This window comes from Deinococcus soli (ex Cha et al. 2016) (assembly GCF_001007995.1).
GTDB classification, from domain to species: Bacteria; Deinococcota; Deinococci; order Deinococcales; family Deinococcaceae; genus Deinococcus; species Deinococcus soli.
Window position 1 is genome coordinate 1,354,424 of record NZ_CP011389.1, and the last position, 20,919, is coordinate 1,375,342.

The window sequence follows — 20,919 nt, forward strand, 5'->3', positions numbered from 1 at the left end:
CAGCAGAGGCGGGAGCGTGATGCTCCCGCCTCTGCCCTGTCGGGTTACCTGAGTTGTTCGAGGATGGTGGGGTCCTGGATCTGGCGGTCCTGGGCGAGCAGGAGGGCCTTGCTGATGACCTCGGCGGTGCGGGGATCGGGGTCGGCGAAGGGCAGGAAGATGCGCCCCTGCTGCTGGTTGTGCACGGGGATGATGCACAGGTACCCGCCGGGCTGGCGGTGGACGGTGCCGCTGCCGAGGTGCAGGGTGTAGCGGGCGTGGTGGCCCTCAATCAGGGCGTGGTCACTCTGGACACGGACGTTGGTGAGTTTCAGGAGGCGCAGGGTTTCGCGCAGCAGGGCCCCGCGCATCTCGGTGGTGCTCTTGGTGGCTTCGGGATCGACGCCGCCGACGTGGGCGACGGAGACGATCAGGTCGAGGTCGCGCAGCGTCTCGCTCAGAAGGCGGGGGGGCACCTCGCTCAGGAGCATGGGTTCGGTGGCGTCGCGGCGGATGAAGTACGCGGCATTGACCGGGGTCCCCTCGACCTCGTTCGGGGTGCCATAGCCGACGCTGGTGTCCAGCCAGACGTTGATGCCCTCGGCGTGCCAGGTCTTGCGGACGCCCTCCTCGGGGACGGTGATCCAGCCGCGCGTTTTCAGGAGGGCGGCGGCCTTGCCGGGCTGGACGTGCTGGTCGGCGTAGCGGGTGACGCGCCGCGCGCCCTGTTCGGCGGTGGTGAGGGGGTAGTACTCGCGGAACACCTGCTTGAAGGGCTGCGTGATCTGGCGGTCCATGACCTGCGCCTGGAAGGCGGGCCAGTGGCCGCTGGCGTACAGGTCGTGCGGGTGCGCGAGGCGCAGGGCGTGGTCGCCGATGGGCTGCGGTCCGCTGGGCGTGTCGAGGGTGTCGCCGGTCCACCAGCCGAGGTGCGTTTCGTTCAGCACCCACACGAGACTGCGCAGCATGGGCGCGATGACGGGGTGCGCGGCGAGGTCCGTGAGTTCCTGCGGCTGGATGTGGTCGCCGCGGATCATGGTCTCCTCCAGCGCGGCGCGCATGCGCCTGCGGGTGGCGCCCAGTTCCTTCGCGGCGGCCTGGAGGGCCTGCACGTCCGGGCGTTTCTTCAGGGCGGGCGGCAGGGCCTTAAGGGGCTTGTCGCCGCGCGTCACGGTCAGGCTGGCCTCACCGTCCGGGCTGAGGTGAATGCCGACGCGGAGGTCGCCGTCGGTGACGGCCGCCGTCCAGTCGGGGGCGGTGCGGGCCTCCATGGCCCACATCAGGCGCTGCGGGTCGGCGTACCCGGCGCTGCGGGCAAGGTTGAGCAGGCCGATGTCCGCGGCGCGGCGTTCACTGGCCTGCCGCTGCGCGCCGAACTGCCGCGCGTCCCGGCGGAAGTCGCTGATGAGGCGGTAGCGGCCCTCCAGTTCCCGCGCGGCCTTCCCTTTCGCTCGGGCCAGGGGTAGCAGGCCCAGGGCGCGCACGGCGTCCTGGTTGCGTTTCGCCGTGATGCGGGCGGTCAGGTCGTCTTCTTTCAGTTCGCCCAGGATGGCGCGGGCGTACGTCTCGGCGCGTTTGTGCCCGCCGCTGCTGCTGGCGTACTTGGCGGCGTCCAGCAGCGCGCTGAACCGCGCCCCGCCGAGTGCCTTGAAGGTCTGGCGGAACCAGGCGACGTCCACGGCGCCCTCGGTCAGGTCGGCGGGGCTCAGGGGCGTGCGCTCGCCGATCTCGGCCTCCCAGGCGTCACGGACCTCCTGCGGGACGCTCCAGTTGCTGTCGCGGGTGTGGGCGTGCAGCCAGTACACGCCGTCCTTCAGGCCGCGCCAGCCCAGCGCGCCCGCGACCAGCGGCGCCCACTGCGGCGCGAACATGGCGAGGTCCAGCAGGCGGGTGTCCGGCAGGTTCAGCGCGGCGGCCTGCGCGCGGAAGGACTCGGGCGTATCCCCTGCCTGTGGGAATGCCACGCGGATCAGGTGGCTGAAGGTCACGTCGCGGCTCTCGTTGCGGCCCTGGTAGCCGCGCTTGAGGGGATTCTTCCCCATGCCCGCCAGCAGCCGCAGGGTCAGGTCTGCGCCGTGGATGCTGCTCAGGGCCAGGGCGGGCGCGGTGGCGGGGGTTTCCAGGTCACCGCGGGCCAGTTCGACCTCCAGCACCCGGTCCCGGACGCGATTCACGGCCGCCTCCCAGTCGGGGTGGGTGGGCCACTCGGGTTTCAGGGTGCGGCGGGTGTAGGTGCCCAGGTCGTCGAAATCGTGCCCGTAGTAGTGGCGGCCGCGTTCCGGGCGCGGGCCGATCAGCGTGTCCAGCAGGTCGTCGGTGGTCGCCCAGCCCTGCGCGTAGGCATGCAGCAGCAGCGCGGTGTTCACGCGCTGGCGGGGCAGGTTCGGGTACCCCGCGCCGCGGTGCAGGTGCAGCGCCCAGAAGCGCCGCTGCTGGTCCGGCGTCCAGGTGCGCCAGTCACCGCGCGGCATGATCGGGTTCAGCAGGTCGCGGGGGTCCTCCTGCCACCAGGAGCGCAGCGGGTCGGTCTGCATGCGCGCGTCCCCTGGTAGGTAGACCAGCGCGGTCTCCCAGGCGTCCAGGGCGAGGTCGGTGTCCAGGGGCGTGGCGTGCGCGGCGTGCAGGGCGTCCACGATCACGCGCGCCAGGTCCGGGTGTTCCAGGCGCAGCGTGACCAGCGGCCCCAGCGTGCGGTGCAGGGTGCGGCGCAGCAGGTCCTGCCGCTCCTCGGCGGCGGTGCGGGCGGCCTGATGCTCGGCGAGGTCGTCCTCGTCGGCGTCGGCCAGCAGGTCGTCCAGCCCTTCCTGGTCGAGGCCCAGCAGGTCCAGCACGGCCGTGTCGAGTGCGGCTGCTTCGAGTGCGACAGTGTCGGGCGTGGCGGCCTGCGCGCCGTTGCCGTCCAGTTCGTCCTGAAGTTCGGCGTCGGTGGTCCCGGTGCGGTTCACGAAGTGGCTCAGCGCCCAGTGCAGCCGGGTCAGGTCACCGTCCTGCGCGTCCGGGCGGTCCTGCCACCAGCCGGTCCAGACGTCCCACAGCGGCATGGGCTGTCCGTCCTTGCCCGGGCGGAGTTGCCAGGGGCGCACGTTGCCCAGCAGCTGGGTCTCCTGACCGTCCCAGCCGGGGCCGGTCAGCGGGGTCTCGCGGTGGGTGACGAGCAGGGCGTCCAGGTCGCGCAGGAGGGCCGCGCCGCGCGTGACGTCTGCGGGGTAGTCGCGCTCGCGGGGCTGCGGGGCCTGGGGCCGGGTGAGGCGTGCAGGGTCGAACAGGCCCAGGCCGTCGGCCAGGGTCAGCTGCGTGTCCGGTTCGGTCAGGCGGGCCAGCAGGGTGGCCTCGGTGACGTTCTTCGCGCTGAAGTCGGCGGGCGGCGCGGCGCCGGTCTCGATCAGGAGTTGCAGGCCCGCCTGCCGCTGATCGGTGTTGGGGCCGCTCAGCAGGGCGGGGGCGCTGCGCTGCGCCTGCGCGGGGTCGCTGGCGAGCAGGCGGATCAGGCCGCGGCGCAGGTCGGCACTCTTGCGCCTGAGCAGGCCGTGCACCACGTCGACCTCGGCGGGGTCGGGCGTGAAGTGCGCCATGACGGCCACGGCCTCCTGCGACACGTTGCTGTTGCGGTCCTGCAGCAGCGTCAGGAGCAGCGCGCGGGTGGACGCGTCCAGCGGGTGCGCCGCCGCGTGGTCCTTCAGGCTGCGCAGCAGGGCGGTCTTGCCGTACGCGCTCAGTCCACTCAGGTGCGGGGTCAGGGCCGTGAAGGGCCGCTCGCCGCGCAGGGCGGGCAGGGCGTCGAGGGCCTCCACGCGGGCGGGGACGTGTCCCAGCCAGGGGAACAGCAGCGGGTCGTGCCAGGCGCTGTCCGGGAGGCGCAGGGCGTACGCCTCGAACTCCTCGAAGGTGTGCGGGAACGAGCCGATGCCCCAGCGGTTCACGGCGCTCCCTGCCAGCGCGGCGAGGCGCAGGTCGGCGTCGGTCAGCAGGGCGCGGCGGTCGTCGTCGGTCAGCAGCTCGGCAGCGGTCAGGAACTGCGCGGCGGCCATGCGGCGGGCCGGATCGGTGTCGGTCAGGACCGTGCGGGCAAGGTCGGCGGCCTGCACGGCGTCGCGCATGCCCAGCGTGAACAGCGCGAGGTAGGCGTCCACCCCCTCGCCACCCTGCACGGCCTCCCGCGCGGCCTGCGGGTCGTCCAGGAAGGTCAGCGCGCGGGTGAGGTGCGCCCGGACGACCTTCAGGTCGGTCACGTCGTAGTTCAGGCCGAACCACACGCACGCGGCGCGCAGGGTGGCGGCGAAGCGCAGCAGGTCCTCCTGAAGGATCAGGCGCAGCGTGCGGGTGAAGGCGTCCGCGCTGGCCTCGTCCACGGTCTCGAGGATCACCTGCCGCAGGCCCTCCTGGCGCTGCGCGGCGAGCAGCAGGCCCTCGGCGAGCGTCCAGGCGTCCTCGCGGGTGCTGCTCAGCAGGGCCAGGGGCACGTGGCGGCCCATCCGGGCGACCGGGTGCTGCGTGCCCGCCGTGTCGCGCAGGATCTGGAAGATCGCCTCGTCGCCGTCGCTGATCGCCTGACCCAGCAGCAGGCCCAGGCCCTGGGCCTCCCAGGGGTTCAGCAGGCCCGCGTGCACCGCGAACCACTCGGCGTTCTGGGGGTAGTCGCGGGTGGTGTGCCACGCCTGCCACAGCCAGTGCGCGGCGTGCGCGGCGGACAGCCGGTGGCCGGGGGCGCGGAAGGCACGGCGGGCGTAGCCCTGCGGGTACGGGTGGCGGGTCAGGATGGCGTGCAGCGTGCGGGCGGCCAGCGCCGGGAAGTGCGGGAAGAACGCGGCGGCCAGGGCGTCCCGGTCCTCGGGCGTGCTGGCGTGCAGGGCGTCCACCAGTTCGTCCTGAAGCCGCTGGCGTTCCTGCTGGTCGCGAACGCCCTTCACGTGCGCCCTGATCAGGGTGGCCCACGGGGCGGGCAGGGCCGCCACGCGCGCGTCGAAGCCGGGTGTCCAGGGCTGCTGGAAGGTCCGCAGGTGGTCCTGAATGTCCATGATCAGCCTCCTGCCAGGGCGGTCAGGCGCAGCAGCAGCAGGGTGCTGTCGGGGCGCAGGGTGACGGGGGCCGTCAGATCGGTCAGCTGCTCGTCGTCGAGGAACACGTAGTACAGCCCGTCGCGGAAGGCCGTCAGGGCGGTGCGGGTGGCCTCGTCCGGGGTGACGGTCGCGGCGCGGTCCTGCGGGCCCACGGCCACGCGGCCGGTCAGGGCGGCGTCCTCCAGTTCGCGTTCAGTCAGGACGCGCAGGACGCCCACGCCCGCCTGCCGTTCGTGGTACGCGGCGAGTTCGTGTTCGACCAGTGCGGTCAGCAGACTTTCCAGGGTGTGGGTGTCGCCGGTCAGGGGAATGGGGCGGCGTTCGAAGGGCGTGCGGCGGCCCAGGAGTTTCGTTTCGACGATCATGCGGGGGTGACCTCCCGTGGAGTGAGGGCGGGTGGGAATGGTGCTTTGTTCACGTTCGACTCTACCCCGCCCGGGCCATTATGTAAAGGGCGTAATTAGCTGGCAGGTTTTCACCTTACGTGGGCACACCGACGAGCTGCCCGGCCCACCTCGCACCCCGGTATGCCGACCGACGTGGGCGTGAATATCCAGCGGGGCCAACGATACGGTCCGGAGCACCTCAGTCAGCCCGGGCGGCTCAGGCGGATCAGGGCCAGCTGCCCGGCCGCGAACCACGCGCACAGCAGGGTCAGCAGGGCCGCGCCGCCCACGGTCAGCAGGGTCAGGCGCGTGGACAGGACGCGCAGTTGCGCCCGCCACGCCTGCACCTGCGCGCGGGCGTCGGCCAGGGCGGGCCACGCGCTGCGGTCTTCCAGCGCGCCGCGCCAGTCGCGGGCGGCGTCGGCGCTGCGGGTCAGGGCGCCGTCCGGGAACAGGGTGGTCAGCAGCGGCACGCGCCCGGCCGCCTCGCTGAGCGCCTCCAGGGTGCGGGCGGCCTCCAGCGCCTCGGGGCGGGCCAGCACATCCAGGGGGGCGAGGCTCGCCTGCACGTCCGCCAGCTGCCCGTCCAGCCGCGTCAGGGTCGCCTGCGCGTCCCGCAGCGTCGCCCGCGCCGGGGCGAGGGTCACCCAGACGCCCAGCCACGCCCCCAGCGTGAGCAGGGCCGCCAGCCACAGTCCCGTCAGACCCAGCCCTCTCATGTACAGTCGCCGCGCGGTACGGTCCCGCCGTCTCCCGTACCGCGCAGGGGTGTCCTGGTGCTCCGGCCCCCTCACAGGCCCAAGTCTTCGCGCTGCGCGCGGGTCAGGCCACCCACGACGAGCGCGTGACTGCCCACGATCAGCTCACGGATCAGCTCCGGCGATACGCGGCCGTCCAGCGTCACGGTCACCCAGTGGCGTTTGTTCAGGTGGTACCCGGGCGTGATCGCGTGGTGCGCGGCACGCAGCTCGTCGCCCCGTTCGGGCCGCACCTTCATGGAGACGGTCACGGGGTCGGCCTGCACGTCGGTCAGGGCGTACATCTTCCCGGCGGCGTCGGGGCCGACCTTGAACACCAGGGTCGTCGCGCCGAACGGGAACGTCTCGCGCGAGTGCGGCAGCGCGGCGCACAGGGCGCGCAGGTCGGCGATGGACTGCATGGGCCCAGCGTACGCCTCAAATGGACTCCGGTTGAACGGTTTTGGCACACCACTCAACCCGAGCGGATGCGATTCAGAGCCGAACGGATTCCGGGCGTGGAGTTGGCGACCCGGTGGTCACCGAAACAGACGGCATCCGTATCAGCTCTCGCTGGGGTCGTCCAGGCCCTCGGCGCTGGCCAGGGCCTCGTTCGCCTCGGCGCGGCTGGCGTCCCCGCCGCCGATCAGGGTGGCGACCTCCTGCGCGTTCAGGCCGTCCGTGCTCGGGGCGGGAACCGGCGGGGCGTCCGGGAGGGCGTCCGGCATGGGGCCCTGCCCGGCGTGGGCGTCCGGCGTGGTGGGCGGCGTGTGGGGGGCCAGGGTGGGGTTCACGGGCAGCGTGTCATCGGGGGTCATGCCTCAGCGTGGCGCGGCGATGCGTGGGGCGGCTGATGATTCGCTCAAGGTGCCGTGATGAACTGTGGCCCATGCGCCGACTCGTGCTCCTGCTGCCGCTGCTGCTCTCGGCGGCCCCCCTGTCACCGTCTGCCCAGCCGGTGCGCCTGGCGATCCTGGGGGACTTCAACGGGCCGTACGGCAGCACGACCTACCCCGCCCCGCTGGCCCGCAGCGTGACGCGGATCGTGAACGAGTGGCAGCCCGACGCGGTGCTCTCCCCCGGCGACCTGATCGGCGCTCAGCAGGCCAGCCTGGGGGACGCGCAGGTGCGGGCCATGTGGGCGGCCTTCGACCGGGAGGTGCGCGAGCCCCTGACCCGCGCGGGCATTCCGTTCGCGTTCACGCTGGGTAACCACGACGCCAGCCCCCGCAGTCCCCGTGACCGGCGCGAGGCCGCCACGTACTGGGCCGCGCACGTGCCCCCGCTGGCGTTCGTGGACCGCGCGGCGTTCCCGTTCCGGTTCAGTTTCACGCTGGGCAGCGGCGCGGTGTTCGTCGCGTCGCTGGACGCGAGCGGGCCGGACGTCTCCGCCGGGCAGCGGGCGTGGCTCGCCGCGCAGCTGGCCTCCCCGGCCGCGCGGGCGGCGGGCGCGCGGCTGGTCCTGGGGCACCTGCCCCTCGCCGGGGTGAGCGCCGGGAAGAACCGCCCTGGCGAGGTGCTGCGGGACGCTCCGGCGCTGCGGCAGATCATGGAGGCCGGGCGCGTGCTGGCCTACGTGCACGGGCACCACGCGGCGTTCTACCCGGCGCGGCTGGGCCGCCTGAACGTCCTGTCGGCCGGGGGCATCGGCGGCCGGGACTACGTGGGGCATCCGGGTACGGCGCGCAGCACTGTGACGCTGCTGACCGTGTGGCCCTCGCAGGGCCGCGCGACCTTCGAGACGGTGGATGCCGCGACCGGCCAGCCGGTGGACCCGGCGAGCCTCCCGGCGCGGCTGGACGGCCTGAACGGCCCGCTCGTGCGCGTGAGCGACTTCCGGTAGGACGACCGGAGGCCGCGCACCCGCAGGTGACGGCCTCCGGACGGGTGCACCCTACAGCTCGTCGGTGTCGTCCAGGTCCTCGTCCAGGTCGGGCGCGCCGGCCTGCGCGGAGGTGCTCTGGGGCCGCACGAAGCGCATGTAGTCCAGCCAGGGGGGCGTGTGGCCCAGCTGGCGGATCATCAGCGCGATCTGCGCGGTGTGGCGCACCTCGTGGGTCATGACGTTCCACATGAGCTGATCCAGGGTGACGGTGTCGCTGGCCGGGTCGTCCTGCACGAGCTTCACGCTGCGGTTCAGGTCCGGTTCGCTGTCCAGGAAGGCGCAGGTGCGCCGCGTGACCTCACGGCTGTAGTCGAGGATCCACCCGAGGTCGTACTGCTGCGCCTGGGGCCGCACCCAGTCGTGCGGGTACAGGCCCTGCACGCCGTCCCCGAGAACGATGCCGTGCACCCAGTGATCCTCGACGTCCGTGACGTGCAGCAGCAGGTCCTTGATCGAGTGGAAGCGGTCGGCGTCCTCGATCAGGTTGCGGTCCAGATCAGCCTGCGGCAGGGCGCGCAGGTAGTTCCAGAGCTGCTCTCGCGCGGCGGTCAGGTAGGCGTAGTACTCGCGGACGTTCATGAATGACTCACAGCATACTCTGCCGGGCGGGCCGGGGTGACGTCGGACGCCGCTGCACCCAGCAGGGGGGCCAGCACCTGACGCACGTCCTGCGCCGTGAGCACCTGCGTCAGGGGACCACGCAGCTCCGGGAAGTCCGGCAGGTACTGCGGCAGCACCTTGCGCAGCGGGCGCAGCGTCAGGCGCCCGGTGTCATCGTCGTAGAACTGCTCCTGCAGTTCGGCGTGGCGCAGCGCGGTGCGGGCGCGTTCCTGCACGCCGGGCCAGGCGTCCTCTCCGCTGGCGAGCGCGCGGAAGATCCAGGGGTTCCCGACCGCGCCGCGCCCGATCATCACGGCGGCCACGCCCATGCGCTGGCGCTCGAGGGCCGCAGCGGGCGTGGTGATGTCCCCGCTGCCCACCACCGGCACCTTCACGGCAGACGCCACGCGTGCGATCGCGTCCCAGTCGGCCTCACCGGTGTACCGCTGGGCGCTGGTGCGGCCGTGCACGGTGATCAGCGCGGCCCCGGCGGCCTCCAGGCCCTGCGCGACCTCCACGCTGCGGTCGTGGTCCCAGCCCAGGCGGATCTTCGCACTGACGTCCAGCGTGGTCGCCGAGCGCATGGCCCGCACGAGGTCGTACGCCGTCTCGGGCGTCTGGAGCAGGCACGCGCCGCCCTTCCCGCGGATCTTCGGGACGGGGCAGCCCATGTTCAGGTCGATTGCGGCCGGAGCGAACCACGCCTCTACGCGGGCGACTGCACCGGCCAGCACCTCTGGCTCGGCGCCGAACAGCTGCACCACGCGGCCCTGCTCGCCGGGGTAGGGGCGGCCCAGGTTCAGTTTCTCGGTGTCGCCGCCGCCCATCAGGCCGCGCGCGCTGATCATCTCACTGACGGTCCACAGCGCGCCCTGCTCGGCCGCCAGCTGACGCATGGGCGCGTCGCTGTAGCCCGCCATCGGGGCGAGGACCGCGCCGGGACGCTGCAGGCGGGACTGGTAGAAGCCGGGGCCGTTCATCCCGGCAGGGTAGCGCACCCCCCCTCCCAGCGGGTGAAGTGGGCCTGAAGCCCACCCGGCGGCGGGATTCATGGTGGGCAGGCGGGGCAGCGGGTATGCTCAGGGTCAGTCCGGCAACCTGCGCCTGCATCCTTCTTGCCCACCTTCGCCGGACGGGGGAGGCCCCTACTTTGAACGCCACGCCGCTGGCGCTGCACCACGCGCCGCTGCTTCATCAACTCTACGCCGCCGCACCCGGGTACTTCGCGCTGCTGGGCACCCGCGTTCCCCACATCAAGGACGTCGAACGCGACGTGGAAATTGCGCTGCTCGACCCGCGCCGCAGCCTCGAACTCCTGTACGACGAGCGTGGCGAGCTGTTCGGCAGCCTCGACTGCAAGCACGACTACCCCGAACCCGGCGACCTGACCATCAACCTGCTGCTGATCCGCGAGGACCGCCAGTCCCAGGGTCTGGGTGAACAGGCCGTGCGTCACCTCGAGGCCCGCGTGCCGCCCGGCACCACCCGCATCCTGGCGAGCGTGCTGGGCGAGAACCCGCGCGGCGCGCGTTTCTGGGAGCGGCTGGGCTACACCTTCACCATGGACGCCCGGCCGGTCATGAGCTGGTACGCCCATCCGCTCACGCCGCCGCGCACCCCACCTGCGCCCGGCGTGCAGGTTGCCAGCGACTGACCCGCGCCTCCCGCCGCCCTCTGTCCCGCCGGGACTTGCGCGGCATGGGGGGCCGTGCTACTATCCCTCTCGCGCCGGAAACGGCCGCAGGCTCAGTATTCGGCAGTAGCTCAGTGGCAGAGCATCCGACTGTTAATCGGACGGTCGTTGGTTCGACCCCAACCTGCCGAGCCAGATCAAGACCCCCTCTCCGGAGGGGGTTTCTTCTTGTTCCCGGCGTGCGCCAGGGGATGGGCGTGCCTGGCGCCCCGCAAGGCCCTCTGCGCTGGTGGGAGGGCCCGCGGCGTCCCGCGTGAGCCCACCTTCCGCCCGTGCCGCTCTGCGACCGTCCCGTCACGCCAGCGGCGGCGTAGGGTGGACGGACCGCTGTGGGTGTTCCCCGAACTGGTGTCCGTATGCCAGGTGAATGCGGCATCTGACCTGCCACCTGTTGGGGGCGCTGGAAGCTGTATGTGCCAAAGCCGATTGACACCCCCCGGGGGGCATGCCAGCATGAACGGCACGCACAACTTGAACTGTGTTCAGCGAGGCCACCGGCACCGGGCCTGGGCGCGCTGAATTAGCGGGAGGTCGTATGAAGAAACGGTTCCTCTTCCCCACCCTGCTGGCCCTGGCGGGCAGCTCCGCGCTGGCCGACAAGGTCGTGAACATCGGGTACTCCGGTCCCCTGTCGGGCGGCGCGGCCTTCTACGGCAAGGACGTGCAGAGCGGCATCGACATGGCCATCGCCGAACTGAACCGCTCGGGCGTGACCGTCAAGGGCGAGAAGGTCACGTTCAAACTGGTCGCGCTGGACGACCGCTACCTGCCAAACGAGACCGCCACGAACGTCAAACGCCTGACCAGTCAGGGCATCGACATCGTCTTCGTGCCGCACGCCGGGGGCATCCTGACCGTCCAGCCCCTGACGAACCGCGACCCGGAATTCCTGCTGGTGGCGTACTCCAGCGAACCGAAGATCCTGGACAGCCGCAACCCACTGACGTTCATGCTTCCGCCCCGCTACGACAACTACCTGCAGCCCTTCACCGCCACGCAGATGAAGGCCTTCGGGAAACGCCTGGGCCTGATCGGGACGACCAGCGCGTACGGCAAGCAGTGGACGGACGCGATCAGCGACGAGTGGAAGAAACAGGGCGGCACGGTCCTGTCGAACAACGGCGTGGATTACAACACCACCGTGGACTACTCCAGCGCCGTCACGAAGGCCCTGGCGGAGAAACCGGACGTGCTGTTCATCGGCGGGCCCAGCCAGCCCACCGCGCTGGTCGTGAAGGCCGCGCGCGAGCAGGGCTTCAAGGGCGGGTTCATCGTGATGGACCAGGCGAAATTCGAGCAGATGGACCAGGTCATCCCGCGCAGCTACCTGGACGGCAGCGTGGGCGTGCTGCCCACCAAGGAATTCGCGGGCACGCAACTGTTCGTGACGCTGTACCAGCGCATGTACAAGAAGATCCCCACCAGCGAGGCGGCGCTGAACTACATGGGCATGAACATCATCGCCAAGGCCATGGAGCTCGCCGGGACGACCGACGACCCGGTCGCGATCCGCGCGCAGCTGAACGCCGCCTCGAAGGCGCTGCCGCAGAGCAAGACGGTGTACAAGCTGTTCGGCGTGACCGATAAGGGGCACGTGGACGCGGAATTCGTCGTGGCCAGCGTCAAGGGCGGGCAGTACACCCGCCTGCGCCTGATCAAGACCTTCAAGTAAGCGGCGGGCGGTACTTCAAGAACTGATCACTGTGCGCGCCGGGCGAACGTGTGCCCGGCGCGCCGTTTCACACAACCAACCGGGGAGGAACGGGTTTTGTCGACGGTGCTGCAACAACTGTTCAACGCGCTGGCGCTGGGGGGCGTGTACGCCCTGGTGGCGCTGGGGCTGACGCTGGTGTACGGCGTGATGCGCGTCCCGAACTTCGCGCACGGCGGGCTGTACATGCTGGGCGCGTACCTGACGTACGCGGCGCTGACAAGTCTGAAGGTGGGGTTCCTGCCCGCGCTGCTGCTGTCGGCGGTGGGCGTGGCGCTGCTGGCCGCACTCATGGAGCGCGTGATCTTCCACCCGCTGCGCAACGCCCCGCACGTGCACCCGATGATCGCGGCGATCGGGGTGCTGTTCTTCCTGGAGGCGCTGATCTCGCACCCGAAGGTATTCGGGCCGGATTTCAAACAGATCGCCGAGCCGCTGCCCGGCATCGTGAACCTGGGCGGCGTGACGCTGACGTGGCAGCGGCTGCTGATCGTCGCGGCGAGCGTACTGGTGATGCTGGGCCTGAACTACTTCCTGAAACGCACCCTGACCGGCGCGACCATCGAGGCGATGAGCCAGAACCGTGAGGGCGCGCGGCTGGTGGGCATCAACACCAACCGGGTCGGGATGCTGACCTTCGCGATCAGCGGGGCGCTCGCGGCGGTCGCGGCGAGCCTGATCGCGCCGATCAACGCGGTGACGCCCAGCATGGGTGAGGTCATGAACCTGAAGGTGTTCGCGATCATCATCCTGGGCGGCATGGGCAGCGTACCGGGCGCGATCGTGGGCGCGTTCCTGCTGGCGTTCACGGAGGTCTTCGGGGGCTTCTACATCAGCCTGGACTTCGCGGACGTGATCGGCTTCGCGATGCTGGTGGTCGTGCTTGCGCTGCGCCCGCAGGGGCTGTTCAGGAAGGGCACGTGAGCCGCCTGATCTGGCCCGCGCTGTTCGTGCTGGCCGCCGTGGTGCCGTTCCTGCAACCCAGCGGGTACCTGCTGGACGTCGGCGTGAACATCATGCTGTGGGCGGTGCTCGCGTACGGCCTGAACGTCATGCTGGGGTACACGGGCCTGCTGCCGCTGGCGCACGCCGGGTTCTTCGGGATCGGGGCGTACACGACCGGCATCCTGACCCTGAAGGCCGGGTGGAGCTTCTGGCTGGCGTGGCCCGCCGGGACCCTGCTGGCGGCGCTGGCGGGGCTGCTGCTGGGGCTGGTGGCGTTCCGCACGCGCGGGGACGCCTTCTCGATCTTCACGCTGGGTGTCGGCGTGATCATCACGCTGGTGATCAACAAGTGGGACGACCTGACTGGCGGGAACGACGGCCTGAACGGCGTCCCTGCCCCTGCCGGGCTGGAGGAGGCGTCGCGCGCCATCGGCCTGAAACTGTCCGGGGGCTTCTACCTGCTGGCGCTGCTGACGCTGGCGCTGACGGTCCTGATCGTGGCGCGTGCCCGCGCGAGCAGCTTCGGGCTGTCCCTGCTCGCCATCCGCGGCGGGGAGGATCTGGCGCGCAGCGCGGGCGTGAACGTGTACACCCACAAGCTGCGCGCCATGATGCTCTCCACGGCGCTGGCCGGACTGGCGGGCGGCCTGTACGCCACGTACGTGGGCTTCCTGGGCTCGGCGGTGACCGGGCCCACCACGACCTTCACAGTGCTGCTGTACCTGCTCGTCGGGGGCCTGGGGACGCTGGCGGGGCCGCTGCTGGGCACCGCGCTGATCTACAGCCTCACCCAGACGCTCAAGGGCCTGCAGGACTACCAGTACATCGTGTTCGGGCCGCTGCTGGTGCTGCTCGTGATGTACGCCCCGCACGGCCTGGCGGGCCTGTGGGCGCGGCTGCGCGCCGCCCGACCCGCCCGCACGGCGAAGACCAAGGAGGTCAGCGGTGCTTGACGTCGAGAACCTGGGCATCCGTTTCGGCGGGCTGCACGCCGTGAGGGACGTGACCGCCAGCATTCCGGCCGGGCAGATCACCGCGATCATCGGGCCGAACGGGGCGGGCAAGAGCACGTTCTTCAACCTGATCAGCGGCTTCTACCGCCCCACCACGGGCGCTGTCCGCTTCCAGGGTGAGGACCTGACCCGCCGCCCTACCCACGAGGTCGTCGCGCGCGGCGTGGCCCGCACGTTCCAGACGACCACCATCTACCGCGAACTGAGCGTGCTGGAGAACGCCATGATCGGCCACCGCGTCCGCACGCGCGCCGGACTGCTCGACGCGCTGCTGCGCACCCCCCGCGAACGCCAGGACGCGCAGGGCAGCCGTGACGGCGCGCTGCGCGCCCTGGAACGCGTGGGGCTGGTCCGGCAGGCGCACCTGCCCGCCGGGGCCCTGACGCAGGAGGGCCAGAAACGCGTGGGGATCGCCATGGCGCTCGCCAGCGAACCGAAACTGCTGCTGCTGGACGAACCGGCAGCCGGGATGAACCCCGAGGAGACCGTGAACCTCATGGCCCTGATCCGCGAACTGGTCGCGGGCGGCCTGACCGTTGCGCTGGTCGAGCACAAGATGAGCCTCGTGATGGGACTCGCCGATCACATCCTGGTGCTTCACCACGGGCAGCTGATCGCGCAGGGCACCCCGGCGCAGGTCAGCCGCGACCCGGCCGTGATCGAGGCGTACCTGGGGTCGCACGCGCACGGCGGGCAGATGGGCCAGGGTGGGGAGGCCGCGCATGCTTGAGATCCGAGACCTGACCGTCCGCTACGGCCCCTTCACGGCGCTGCACGCCCTGAACCTCAGCGTGCAGCGCGGCGAGATCGTCGTACTGCTCGGCGCGAACGGCGCGGGCAAGAGCACCCTCTTCCGCACCCTGAGCGGCCTGCACCGCCCCTCGGGCGGCAGCGCCACCTGGAACGGCACGAGCCTCACCACCGGCCGCCCGGAACTCAACGTCGCCAGCGGCGTCGCGCAGTGCCCCGAGGGACGCCTGCTGTTCCCTGAACTGAGCGTCGAGAAGAACCTGCGCCTCGGCGCGTTCGTGCACCGCCGCGACCCCGCCGGAACCGCCCGCGAACTGGAACGCGCGTACGACCTCTTCCCCGCCCTGATCGAGAAACGCCACGCGCCCGCCGGGAGCCTGTCGGGCGGGCAGCAGCAGATGGTCGCCATCGCCCGCGCGCTCATGGCCCGCCCGCAACTGCTGCTGCTGGACGAACCCAGCCTGGGTCTGGCGCCGCTGGTCGTCGAGCAGGTGTTCAGCGCCGTGCAGCGCGTCAACGAGACCGGCGTGACCGTCCTGCTGGCCGAGCAGAACGCCTTCGCGGCGCTGAGCATCGCCCACCGCGGCTACGTGCTCGAAGGCGGGCGCCTGACCCTGGAGGGCACGCAGCACGCCCTGATGACCGACGACCGCGTCCGCAGCGCCTACCTGGGCGTGTAGACAGGTGCACAGACGTGGAGGCCGGGTGATCGCCCGGCCTCCATTCTCTGCTCAGCGGGTGCTTACACCGCCCCGCTACACTGGGTGTCAGTCGCCCCTCAGGGGACGCACTCCGGACGAGAGCACCGCCGTACCCGGTCACGACAAGACGGCGAGACACTGGAGGTGTCCCGTATGGCATGGACTCTGCTCATCATCGCCGGACTGCTCGAAATCGGCTGGGCCATTGGCCTGAAGTACACGGAAGGCTTCACCCGCCCCGTCCCCACCGCCCTGACCCTGCTGAGCATGATCGCCAGCATGGGCCTGCTGGGCCTCGCCGCCAAGACCCTTCCGATCGGCACCGCGTACGGCGTGTGGGTCGGCATCGGCGCGGTCGGCGCGGCCATCCTGGGCATCGTGCTGTTCCACGAGAGCGTCACGCCCGCCCGCGTGGCGTTCATGATCCTGATGATCGTGTCCATCATCGGCCTGAAAGCCACCAGCGGCCACTGACCCCCACCATGTGCAGGGGGCGGAGGAGTGAATCCTCCGCCCCCTTGCCGGTCAGGCGGTCAGCCCGCGGTGCCGACGGCCTCACGGACGTGCGTGAAGCCGTCGCGGGCGAGCAGGCGCGCCAGGCCGGTGTTCAGGTCACGGACGAGGCCGGGTCCCTCGAAGATCAGGGCGGAGTACACCTCGGTCAGCGTGGCCCCGGCGCGGATGCGGTCGTAGGCGTCCTGCGCGCTGAAGATGCCGCCCACACCGACGATGGGGACGCGCCCACCGGTCTGCCGGTACGCGGCGCGCACGAGTTCAGTGGCGCGGCGCGTGAGGGGCCGTCCGCTCAGGCCGCCCGTTTCGCGCTGGTTGGGGTGGGTCAGGCCGTCGCGGGAGAGGGTGGTGTTGCTGATGATCAGGCCCGCCGCGCCCGCGGTGACGGCGGCGTCCACGCTGGCCTCGAAGTCTGCGGGGTGCAGGTCCGGGGCGAGTTTCACGAGGACCGGGGGAGCCTTCAGGGTCCGCACGCGCTGCGCCTCGACTTCCTGCAGGACCTCGCGCACCAGGGCGCCCAGGTCGTCCGCGCCCTGCAACGCGCGCAGGCCGGGCGTGTTGGGGCTGCTGACGTTCACGACGAACCCGTCCGCGACGTCCTGCAGCGCGGCGACGCAGCGGCGGTAGTCCTGCGCGGCGTCCTCGTTCGCGGTGACCTTGTTCTTCCCGATGTTCACCCAGACCGGCGCGGGCCGCGCGCCCAGCGCGCCCAGGCGGGCGTGCAGGTCGGTCATCCCGGCGTTGTTGAAGCCCATGCGGTTGATCAGCGCGCCGTCCTGGGGCAGGCGGAACAGCCGGGGGCGGTCGTTGCCGGGCTGCGGCAGGGGCGTGACGGTCCCGACCTCCAGGAAACCGAAGCCCAGCGCCGTGAATGCCGGGACGGCCACGCCGTTCTTGTCCAGGCCCGCCGCGAGCCCTACCGGGGACGTGAAGGGCTGTCCCCAGAGCGTCTGCTCCAGCATGGGGGATGCGGGCGCCGTGACGCGCCGCGCCAGGGCGGGCCAGGCGGGCACGCGGGACGCGGCGTCCATCAGGCCGATCGTGAGGTGGTGGGCGTCCTCCGCGTCCAGGCGGAACAGCAGCGGCTTGATCAGCGAACGGTACACGGCCTTCAGGATAGAGGATGGGCAAAAGTTGATGGTTGACGGACGCGCGGTTCCATCAACCATCAACTGTTCACCGTCAGCCCAGGTGCGGGTAGCTGGGGTCGATCTGCACGAGGCGGGCGTGCTGCTGGCGATTGCTGTCCTCGATCAGGTCCGCGAGGGTGGTGCCGCCCAGCACGTCGCGCAGCGCAGCGTCCACGCGGTACCAGAGACTCTGGGTGCCGCACACGTTCTGACTGTCGCAGATGTGGTCGTCCTCGACGCAGGAGACGGGCGCGATGCTGCCCTCCATGGCGGTCACCACGTCGTACGCGCTGATGTCCCGCGCGGCCCGCGCGAGCCGGTAGCCGCCGTGCGCGCCGCGGATGCTCTTGATGAACCCGGCGCGGCGCAGGTTGCTGGCGATCTGCTCCAGGTAGTGCTGGCTGATGCCCTGGCGTTCGGCGACGTCCTTGAGGGGCACGGCGTTGCCGTCACCACGCGCGATCTCGATCAGGGCGCGCAGGCCGTACTGTGCTTTCGTCGACACCCACATAAACCGCATTCTACCCCGCAATTCCGGGTGCAGTGTAAGGAATTCAGGAGTTACTGAGAAGGATTCCCAGGAACTGGAAGCGGACGACCCCGGGCGTGGCAGACTCGGGCATGCCGGTCACCCTTCAATCCGTCCAGCCGGATCACGCCGCTGCCCTGCGCGCCCTGACGCTCCCCGCCGCGCAGGCCGACTTCACCACCCACCCGGCCGAGCTGCTGGACAGCGTGCCGGGCGACCCGCAGCGGCAGCTGATCACGGTGCTGCGTGGGGGCGCGGTCGCAGGTGCCTTCGTCTTGGCGGTCGGGGCGTACCGCGACCGGTACCTGACGGCCCCCGACCCGGACGCGGTGGCCCTCTCGTCCCTGAGCGTGGACGCGGCGCAGCAGGGGCGCGGCGTGGGTACGGCCGCCATGCGGGCCCTGCCGGGACTCGTGCGGGCGCTGTACCCGCTGGCGCGGCGGGTGATTCTGGTCGTGAACCAGCGCAATCCCGGTGCGCGGCGCGTGTACGAGAAGGCGGGCTTTCAGGTGACCGCCACCCGCGAGGGCCGCATCGGGCCGCAGTGGGTGATGACGCTGCCGCTGGACTGACAGCGGCCTGCAACGCGCCCTCAACGCCCTCGCGTCTACGCTGCCGGGCATGACGACCTCCTCTGTCCGCCGCGCGCCGCTGACCGTGGCACTGCTCGCCCCGCTGACTGCCGCGCCCGCACACGCCGACTGTTTCCTGATCGTCTGTGGTCAGGAGGCTGAGGGGACGCTCACCACGAACGGGCAGGTGGACGGGATGTACCGCGAGGTGTTCGGGCGCCCGTCGACCATTCGGGAGCGAAGCGACTGGGCGAAGCCGGGGTTCCGGGATGACGGGCTGAGTGGCGCGCAGCAGGCGCAGTTGCGGGCGGCGCTGCTGGGCCTGCTGCACGGCAGCTGGCGGAGGTGATCACGCATGTTACGCAGACGTCCATGGAGGTGCGCCTGTGTCCGAACAATCCCTTCTTCAAGCTGCTGACGAAACTCAGCCAGCAGCCGGAGAGCACGTACGCCAGTCTGGTGGCGTTCACGCGGACGTACCTGCAGGACGCGCATGTGGGCGGGGTGCGCTCGGCGCTGATCGAGCGGGCGTACCTGGACAGCCTGGGCCGGGCGCCGTCGGGTGGGGACACGGCGTACTGGCAGGCGCTGATCGTGAAGAGCGGCGTGAATTACGCGGACATCCTGCGGGCCGCCGGGGAGCGGGTGCTGTCGGCGGGGAACGAGGCGGTGTTCGCGGCGATGATCCGCCGGGCGTTCAGGCTCAGTGGGTGGCCCCAGCCGGGCTGGAGCAGATCGCGCAGATGCGCGTGAAGAGCGGGACGACGCGGCGGTCGTTCGCGGGCTGGAAGGCGTTCATTCAGACGTTCTGAGCGTCTGCGCGGCGAGCAGTGCCTCGGCCTGCGCCAGGGCGTCCGGCGTGTCCACGTCGAGCAGGAGCTGCGTGGGGAAGGTCAGGGTGACGGCCTGCGCGGCGTGCGCGCGGATCAGGTCTCTTGGGCCGTGGTCGGCGTCCGGGGTGCCCTGCACGGCGCGCAGCAGGTCCGCGCGGAACAGGTGCGGGGGCGCCCGGACCGGTTCCGCGCCGGGGTCGGCGTAGCGGGCGAGGACGACGGGCGCGCCGCTCTCGCGGAACGCGGTAACCAGCGCGGCGTGCTGCGCGCCGCCCAGCAGCGGCATGTCCGCCAGGGCGAAGTTCACGGCGGCCAGCCCACCGTCCAGTTCGCCTGGCAGCGCGGCGACGGCGGCGCGGAAGGAACTGCCCAGGCCGCGCGTGGGGTCGGGGTTCACCACGAACGCGAACGGCAGGCCCGCCAGGGCCGCGCGGATGCCGTCCCCGACCTCGCCGGGCGGGATGACGCAGAGCAGCGCGTCGTGCCCGCCGTTCGCGAGGGCCTGCGCGGCGTGCCGGACCAGCGGCCGCCCCGCCAGCAGCGCGAGCTGTTTGGGACGGCCCATGCGGGCGCTGCGTCCGGCGGCGAGGAGCACGCCCGCGACGGGCGCCTGGGGTGGGGTGGGCATGGTCTGCATGCTAGGCCAATCTTTCTGCAACCGGGCCCGGCTTACACTGGGCAGCGTCATTCCATCAGTTCAGGGGTCGCCGCGTGGGCGGCGCTCTGTCAGGAGGTCAGGTCATGAAACTCAGTTACTCAGGTCAGGAGAAGGTGCAGGCGCCGCCCGCCGCCGTGTGGGCGTTCGTGCAGGACCCCGAGCGGGTGGCGCGCTGCCTGCCGGACGTGCAGGAGGTCGTCGTGCATGACCAGACGCACATGGACGCCACCGTGCAGGTGGGTGTGGGCATGGTGCGCGGGAAGTTCAAGTTCAAGATCGAGGTGCTGCCCGACGCGGCCGCGAACCGCGTGAACGTGAAGGTGCAGGGCGGCGGGCTGGGCAGCGTCGTGGACCTGACGGCGGGCGCGGACGTCGTGGACAACGGGGACGGCACGACTACCCTGGACTGGACGGGGGACGCGACCATGCGCGGCCCGGTCGCAACGGTGGGTGGGCGGCTGCTGGACGCGCAGGCGCAGAAGCTGATCTCGAAGACCTTTGAGAACATGAGCGCGAACGTGGGCGCGTCCGCCGGGACGCTGGCGTAGGGCGCATGAGCAGCGACCGGCGCCACGCGGGGCACGTCGCCCCGGGGACGCCGGTCGTGCCGTCAGCGGTCGGCCGGGCCCGGCAGCGCCTGCGGGGGGCGGGGGGGCGCGGCGCTCACCACGCCGTGCGGCGAGACGGCCAACACCCCGGCCTCCGCGAGGGTCCAGATGGCCCGGTGGACGCTCATCTCGCTCTCGGCGTCCCCGCCGGGCGCCAGGCGATCGAGCAGCTGTGTGTACCGCAGTTCGCCGGGCACGCCACCGGCCCAGGGGGTGACGTCCAGCACGGCGCGCAGCACCTGCCGCTGCGGGGGCGTCTGCGCGTGGGCCAACAGGATGCGCCGGGCGTCCTCCTGGCGGGTGCGGGCCTCGCGGGCCGCGCGGCGCTGCTCGAGCAGCGCGAGGATCTCCGGGTCCTGCTCGCCGCGGCGTTCGGTGATCAGGCGTTCCAGGCGTTCGTCGGCGCGCTGCGAGGCGCGGTCGCGCAGGTCGCGGGCGCGGGCGCGCAGTCCAGCGCGGGCCTCGTGGACGGGTTCGCTCAGGGCCTGCACGGTGCGGCGGGCGACCTGCGCGGCGTCGCGGGCGGGGTCGGCGTCCGGGTCGGTCAGGGCGCGGCCCAGGCGGATCAGGGTGGTCAGGGTTCGGCGCTCGCTCATGGGGACTCCGGTGCCCCGGCAGG

At 71.5% G+C, this 20,919-nt stretch carries 23 protein-coding genes, 1 tRNA gene and 1 riboswitch; of the genes, 13 read left to right on the forward strand and 11 right to left on the reverse strand.

Translation table 11 applies throughout. The annotated features are described in order from the left end of the window. Positions 1 to 44: 44 nt before the first annotated feature. From SY84_RS15845 to SY84_RS06710, 5 genes are all read right to left on the reverse strand, one after another. Complete coding sequence (locus SY84_RS15845; RefSeq protein WP_052751069.1) at positions 45 to 4,994, reverse strand: DUF5724 domain-containing protein; 4,950 nt, start codon at positions 4,992 to 4,994, stop codon at positions 45 to 47. A gap of 2 nt (positions 4,995 to 4,996) precedes the next feature. Then, the gene (locus SY84_RS06695; RefSeq protein ID WP_245621422.1) at positions 4,997 to 5,401 is read right to left on the reverse strand and encodes a hypothetical protein; all 405 of its coding nucleotides are present in this window, start codon (positions 5,399 to 5,401) and stop codon (positions 4,997 to 4,999) included. Between the two features lie 224 nt (positions 5,402 to 5,625). Further along, the gene (locus SY84_RS06700) at positions 5,626 to 6,141 is read right to left on the reverse strand and encodes a hypothetical protein (protein WP_046843364.1); all 516 of its coding nucleotides are present in this window, start codon (positions 6,139 to 6,141) and stop codon (positions 5,626 to 5,628) included. Between the two features lie 71 nt (positions 6,142 to 6,212). Next, the gene (locus SY84_RS06705; RefSeq protein ID WP_046843365.1) at positions 6,213 to 6,581 is read right to left on the reverse strand and encodes an MmcQ/YjbR family DNA-binding protein; all 369 of its coding nucleotides are present in this window, start codon (positions 6,579 to 6,581) and stop codon (positions 6,213 to 6,215) included. A 141-nt stretch (positions 6,582 to 6,722) separates the two neighbouring features. Further along, entirely contained in the window at positions 6,723 to 6,977 is a 255-nt protein-coding gene (locus tag SY84_RS06710; RefSeq protein ID WP_046843366.1) for a hypothetical protein, read from the reverse strand. A gap of 71 nt (positions 6,978 to 7,048) precedes the next feature. Here SY84_RS06710 and SY84_RS06715 point away from each other — a divergent pair, with 71 nt between their 5' ends. Further along, on the forward strand, positions 7,049 to 8,002 hold the full coding sequence (locus SY84_RS06715) for a metallophosphoesterase family protein (RefSeq protein WP_046843367.1): 954 nt from the start codon (positions 7,049 to 7,051) through the stop codon (positions 8,000 to 8,002). A gap of 51 nt (positions 8,003 to 8,053) precedes the next feature. Here SY84_RS06715 and SY84_RS06720 read toward each other — a convergent pair whose 3' ends face one another. Next, positions 8,054 to 8,623, reverse strand: coding sequence for a DinB family protein (locus SY84_RS06720; RefSeq protein ID WP_046843368.1), 570 nt, complete (start codon positions 8,621 to 8,623; stop codon positions 8,054 to 8,056). Further along, positions 8,620 to 9,624 carry a tRNA dihydrouridine synthase gene (locus SY84_RS06725; RefSeq protein ID WP_046843369.1) on the reverse strand — a complete coding sequence of 335 codons (1,005 nt, stop codon included), beginning with the start codon at positions 9,622 to 9,624 and terminating at the stop codon, positions 8,620 to 8,622. Before SY84_RS06725 ends, SY84_RS06720 begins: the two co-directional genes overlap by 4 nt. Positions 9,625 to 9,794: 170 nt before the next feature. Here SY84_RS06725 and SY84_RS06730 point away from each other — a divergent pair, with 170 nt between their 5' ends. From SY84_RS06730 to sugE, 8 genes are all read left to right on the forward strand, one after another. Continuing rightward, entirely contained in the window at positions 9,795 to 10,298 is a 504-nt protein-coding gene (locus SY84_RS06730; RefSeq protein WP_046843370.1) for a GNAT family N-acetyltransferase, read from the forward strand. Positions 10,299 to 10,397: 99 nt separating this feature from the next. Continuing rightward, a tRNA-Asn gene (locus tag SY84_RS06735) sits at positions 10,398 to 10,472 on the forward strand. Between the two features lie 400 nt (positions 10,473 to 10,872). Then, positions 10,873 to 12,009, forward strand: a complete 1,137-nt coding sequence (locus SY84_RS06740) for an ABC transporter substrate-binding protein (RefSeq protein WP_046843371.1) — start codon at positions 10,873 to 10,875, stop codon at positions 12,007 to 12,009. Between the two features lie 96 nt (positions 12,010 to 12,105). Further along, positions 12,106 to 12,972, forward strand: a complete 867-nt coding sequence (locus SY84_RS06745; protein WP_046843372.1) for a branched-chain amino acid ABC transporter permease — start codon at positions 12,106 to 12,108, stop codon at positions 12,970 to 12,972. Beyond that, a complete protein-coding gene (locus tag SY84_RS06750; RefSeq protein ID WP_046843373.1) occupies positions 12,969 to 13,946 on the forward strand; it encodes a branched-chain amino acid ABC transporter permease in 978 nt (325 codons plus the stop codon). Before SY84_RS06745 ends, SY84_RS06750 begins: the two co-directional genes overlap by 4 nt. After that, positions 13,939 to 14,736 (forward strand): ABC transporter ATP-binding protein, encoded by a 798-nt coding sequence (locus SY84_RS06755; RefSeq protein WP_046843374.1) that lies wholly within the window; start codon positions 13,939 to 13,941, stop codon positions 14,734 to 14,736. Before SY84_RS06750 ends, SY84_RS06755 begins: the two co-directional genes overlap by 8 nt. Next, on the forward strand, positions 14,729 to 15,436 hold the full coding sequence (locus SY84_RS06760; RefSeq protein WP_046843375.1) for an ABC transporter ATP-binding protein: 708 nt from the start codon (positions 14,729 to 14,731) through the stop codon (positions 15,434 to 15,436). Before SY84_RS06755 ends, SY84_RS06760 begins: the two co-directional genes overlap by 8 nt. 88 nt (positions 15,437 to 15,524) lie before the next feature. Then, positions 15,525 to 15,593, forward strand: a riboswitch (guanidine-III (ykkC-III) riboswitch). A gap of 17 nt (positions 15,594 to 15,610) precedes the next feature. Next, positions 15,611 to 15,931 carry a quaternary ammonium compound efflux SMR transporter SugE gene (gene sugE / locus SY84_RS06765; protein ID WP_046843376.1) on the forward strand — a complete coding sequence of 107 codons (321 nt, stop codon included), beginning with the start codon at positions 15,611 to 15,613 and terminating at the stop codon, positions 15,929 to 15,931. A 59-nt stretch (positions 15,932 to 15,990) separates the two neighbouring features. Here the strand turns inward: sugE and SY84_RS06770 are convergent, their stop codons facing one another. Further along, complete coding sequence (locus SY84_RS06770) at positions 15,991 to 17,076, reverse strand: quinone-dependent dihydroorotate dehydrogenase (RefSeq protein ID WP_046843377.1); 1,086 nt, start codon at positions 17,074 to 17,076, stop codon at positions 15,991 to 15,993. 76 nt (positions 17,077 to 17,152) lie between these two features. After that, a complete protein-coding gene (locus SY84_RS06775) occupies positions 17,153 to 17,611 on the reverse strand; it encodes an RrF2 family transcriptional regulator (RefSeq protein WP_046843378.1) in 459 nt (152 codons plus the stop codon). Positions 17,612 to 17,721: 110 nt separating this feature from the next. Here SY84_RS06775 and SY84_RS06780 point away from each other — a divergent pair, with 110 nt between their 5' ends. Genes SY84_RS06780 through SY84_RS06790 form a run of 3 tightly spaced genes read left to right on the forward strand, consistent with a single transcriptional unit; the run spans position 17,722 to position 18,954 of the window. Next, entirely contained in the window at positions 17,722 to 18,201 is a 480-nt protein-coding gene (locus SY84_RS06780; protein WP_046843379.1) for a GNAT family N-acetyltransferase, read from the forward strand. 49 nt (positions 18,202 to 18,250) lie between these two features. Then, positions 18,251 to 18,550, forward strand: a complete 300-nt coding sequence (locus SY84_RS06785) for a hypothetical protein (RefSeq protein ID WP_046843380.1) — start codon at positions 18,251 to 18,253, stop codon at positions 18,548 to 18,550. 23 nt (positions 18,551 to 18,573) lie between these two features. Beyond that, positions 18,574 to 18,954, forward strand: coding sequence for a hypothetical protein (locus tag SY84_RS06790; protein ID WP_046843381.1), 381 nt, complete (start codon positions 18,574 to 18,576; stop codon positions 18,952 to 18,954). 42 nt (positions 18,955 to 18,996) lie between these two features. Here SY84_RS06790 and SY84_RS06795 read toward each other — a convergent pair whose 3' ends face one another. Continuing rightward, positions 18,997 to 19,662 (reverse strand): nucleotidyltransferase family protein, encoded by a 666-nt coding sequence (locus SY84_RS06795; RefSeq protein WP_052751070.1) that lies wholly within the window; start codon positions 19,660 to 19,662, stop codon positions 18,997 to 18,999. Between the two features lie 113 nt (positions 19,663 to 19,775). Here SY84_RS06795 and SY84_RS06800 point away from each other — a divergent pair, with 113 nt between their 5' ends. Next, the gene (locus tag SY84_RS06800; RefSeq protein ID WP_046845009.1) at positions 19,776 to 20,240 is read left to right on the forward strand and encodes an SRPBCC family protein; all 465 of its coding nucleotides are present in this window, start codon (positions 19,776 to 19,778) and stop codon (positions 20,238 to 20,240) included. Positions 20,241 to 20,302: 62 nt separating this feature from the next. On the opposite strand, the gene SY84_RS06805 is transcribed toward SY84_RS06800, so the two are convergent. After that, on the reverse strand, positions 20,303 to 20,896 hold the full coding sequence (locus SY84_RS06805; protein ID WP_046843383.1) for a hypothetical protein: 594 nt from the start codon (positions 20,894 to 20,896) through the stop codon (positions 20,303 to 20,305). Positions 20,897 to 20,919 lie beyond the last annotated feature (23 nt).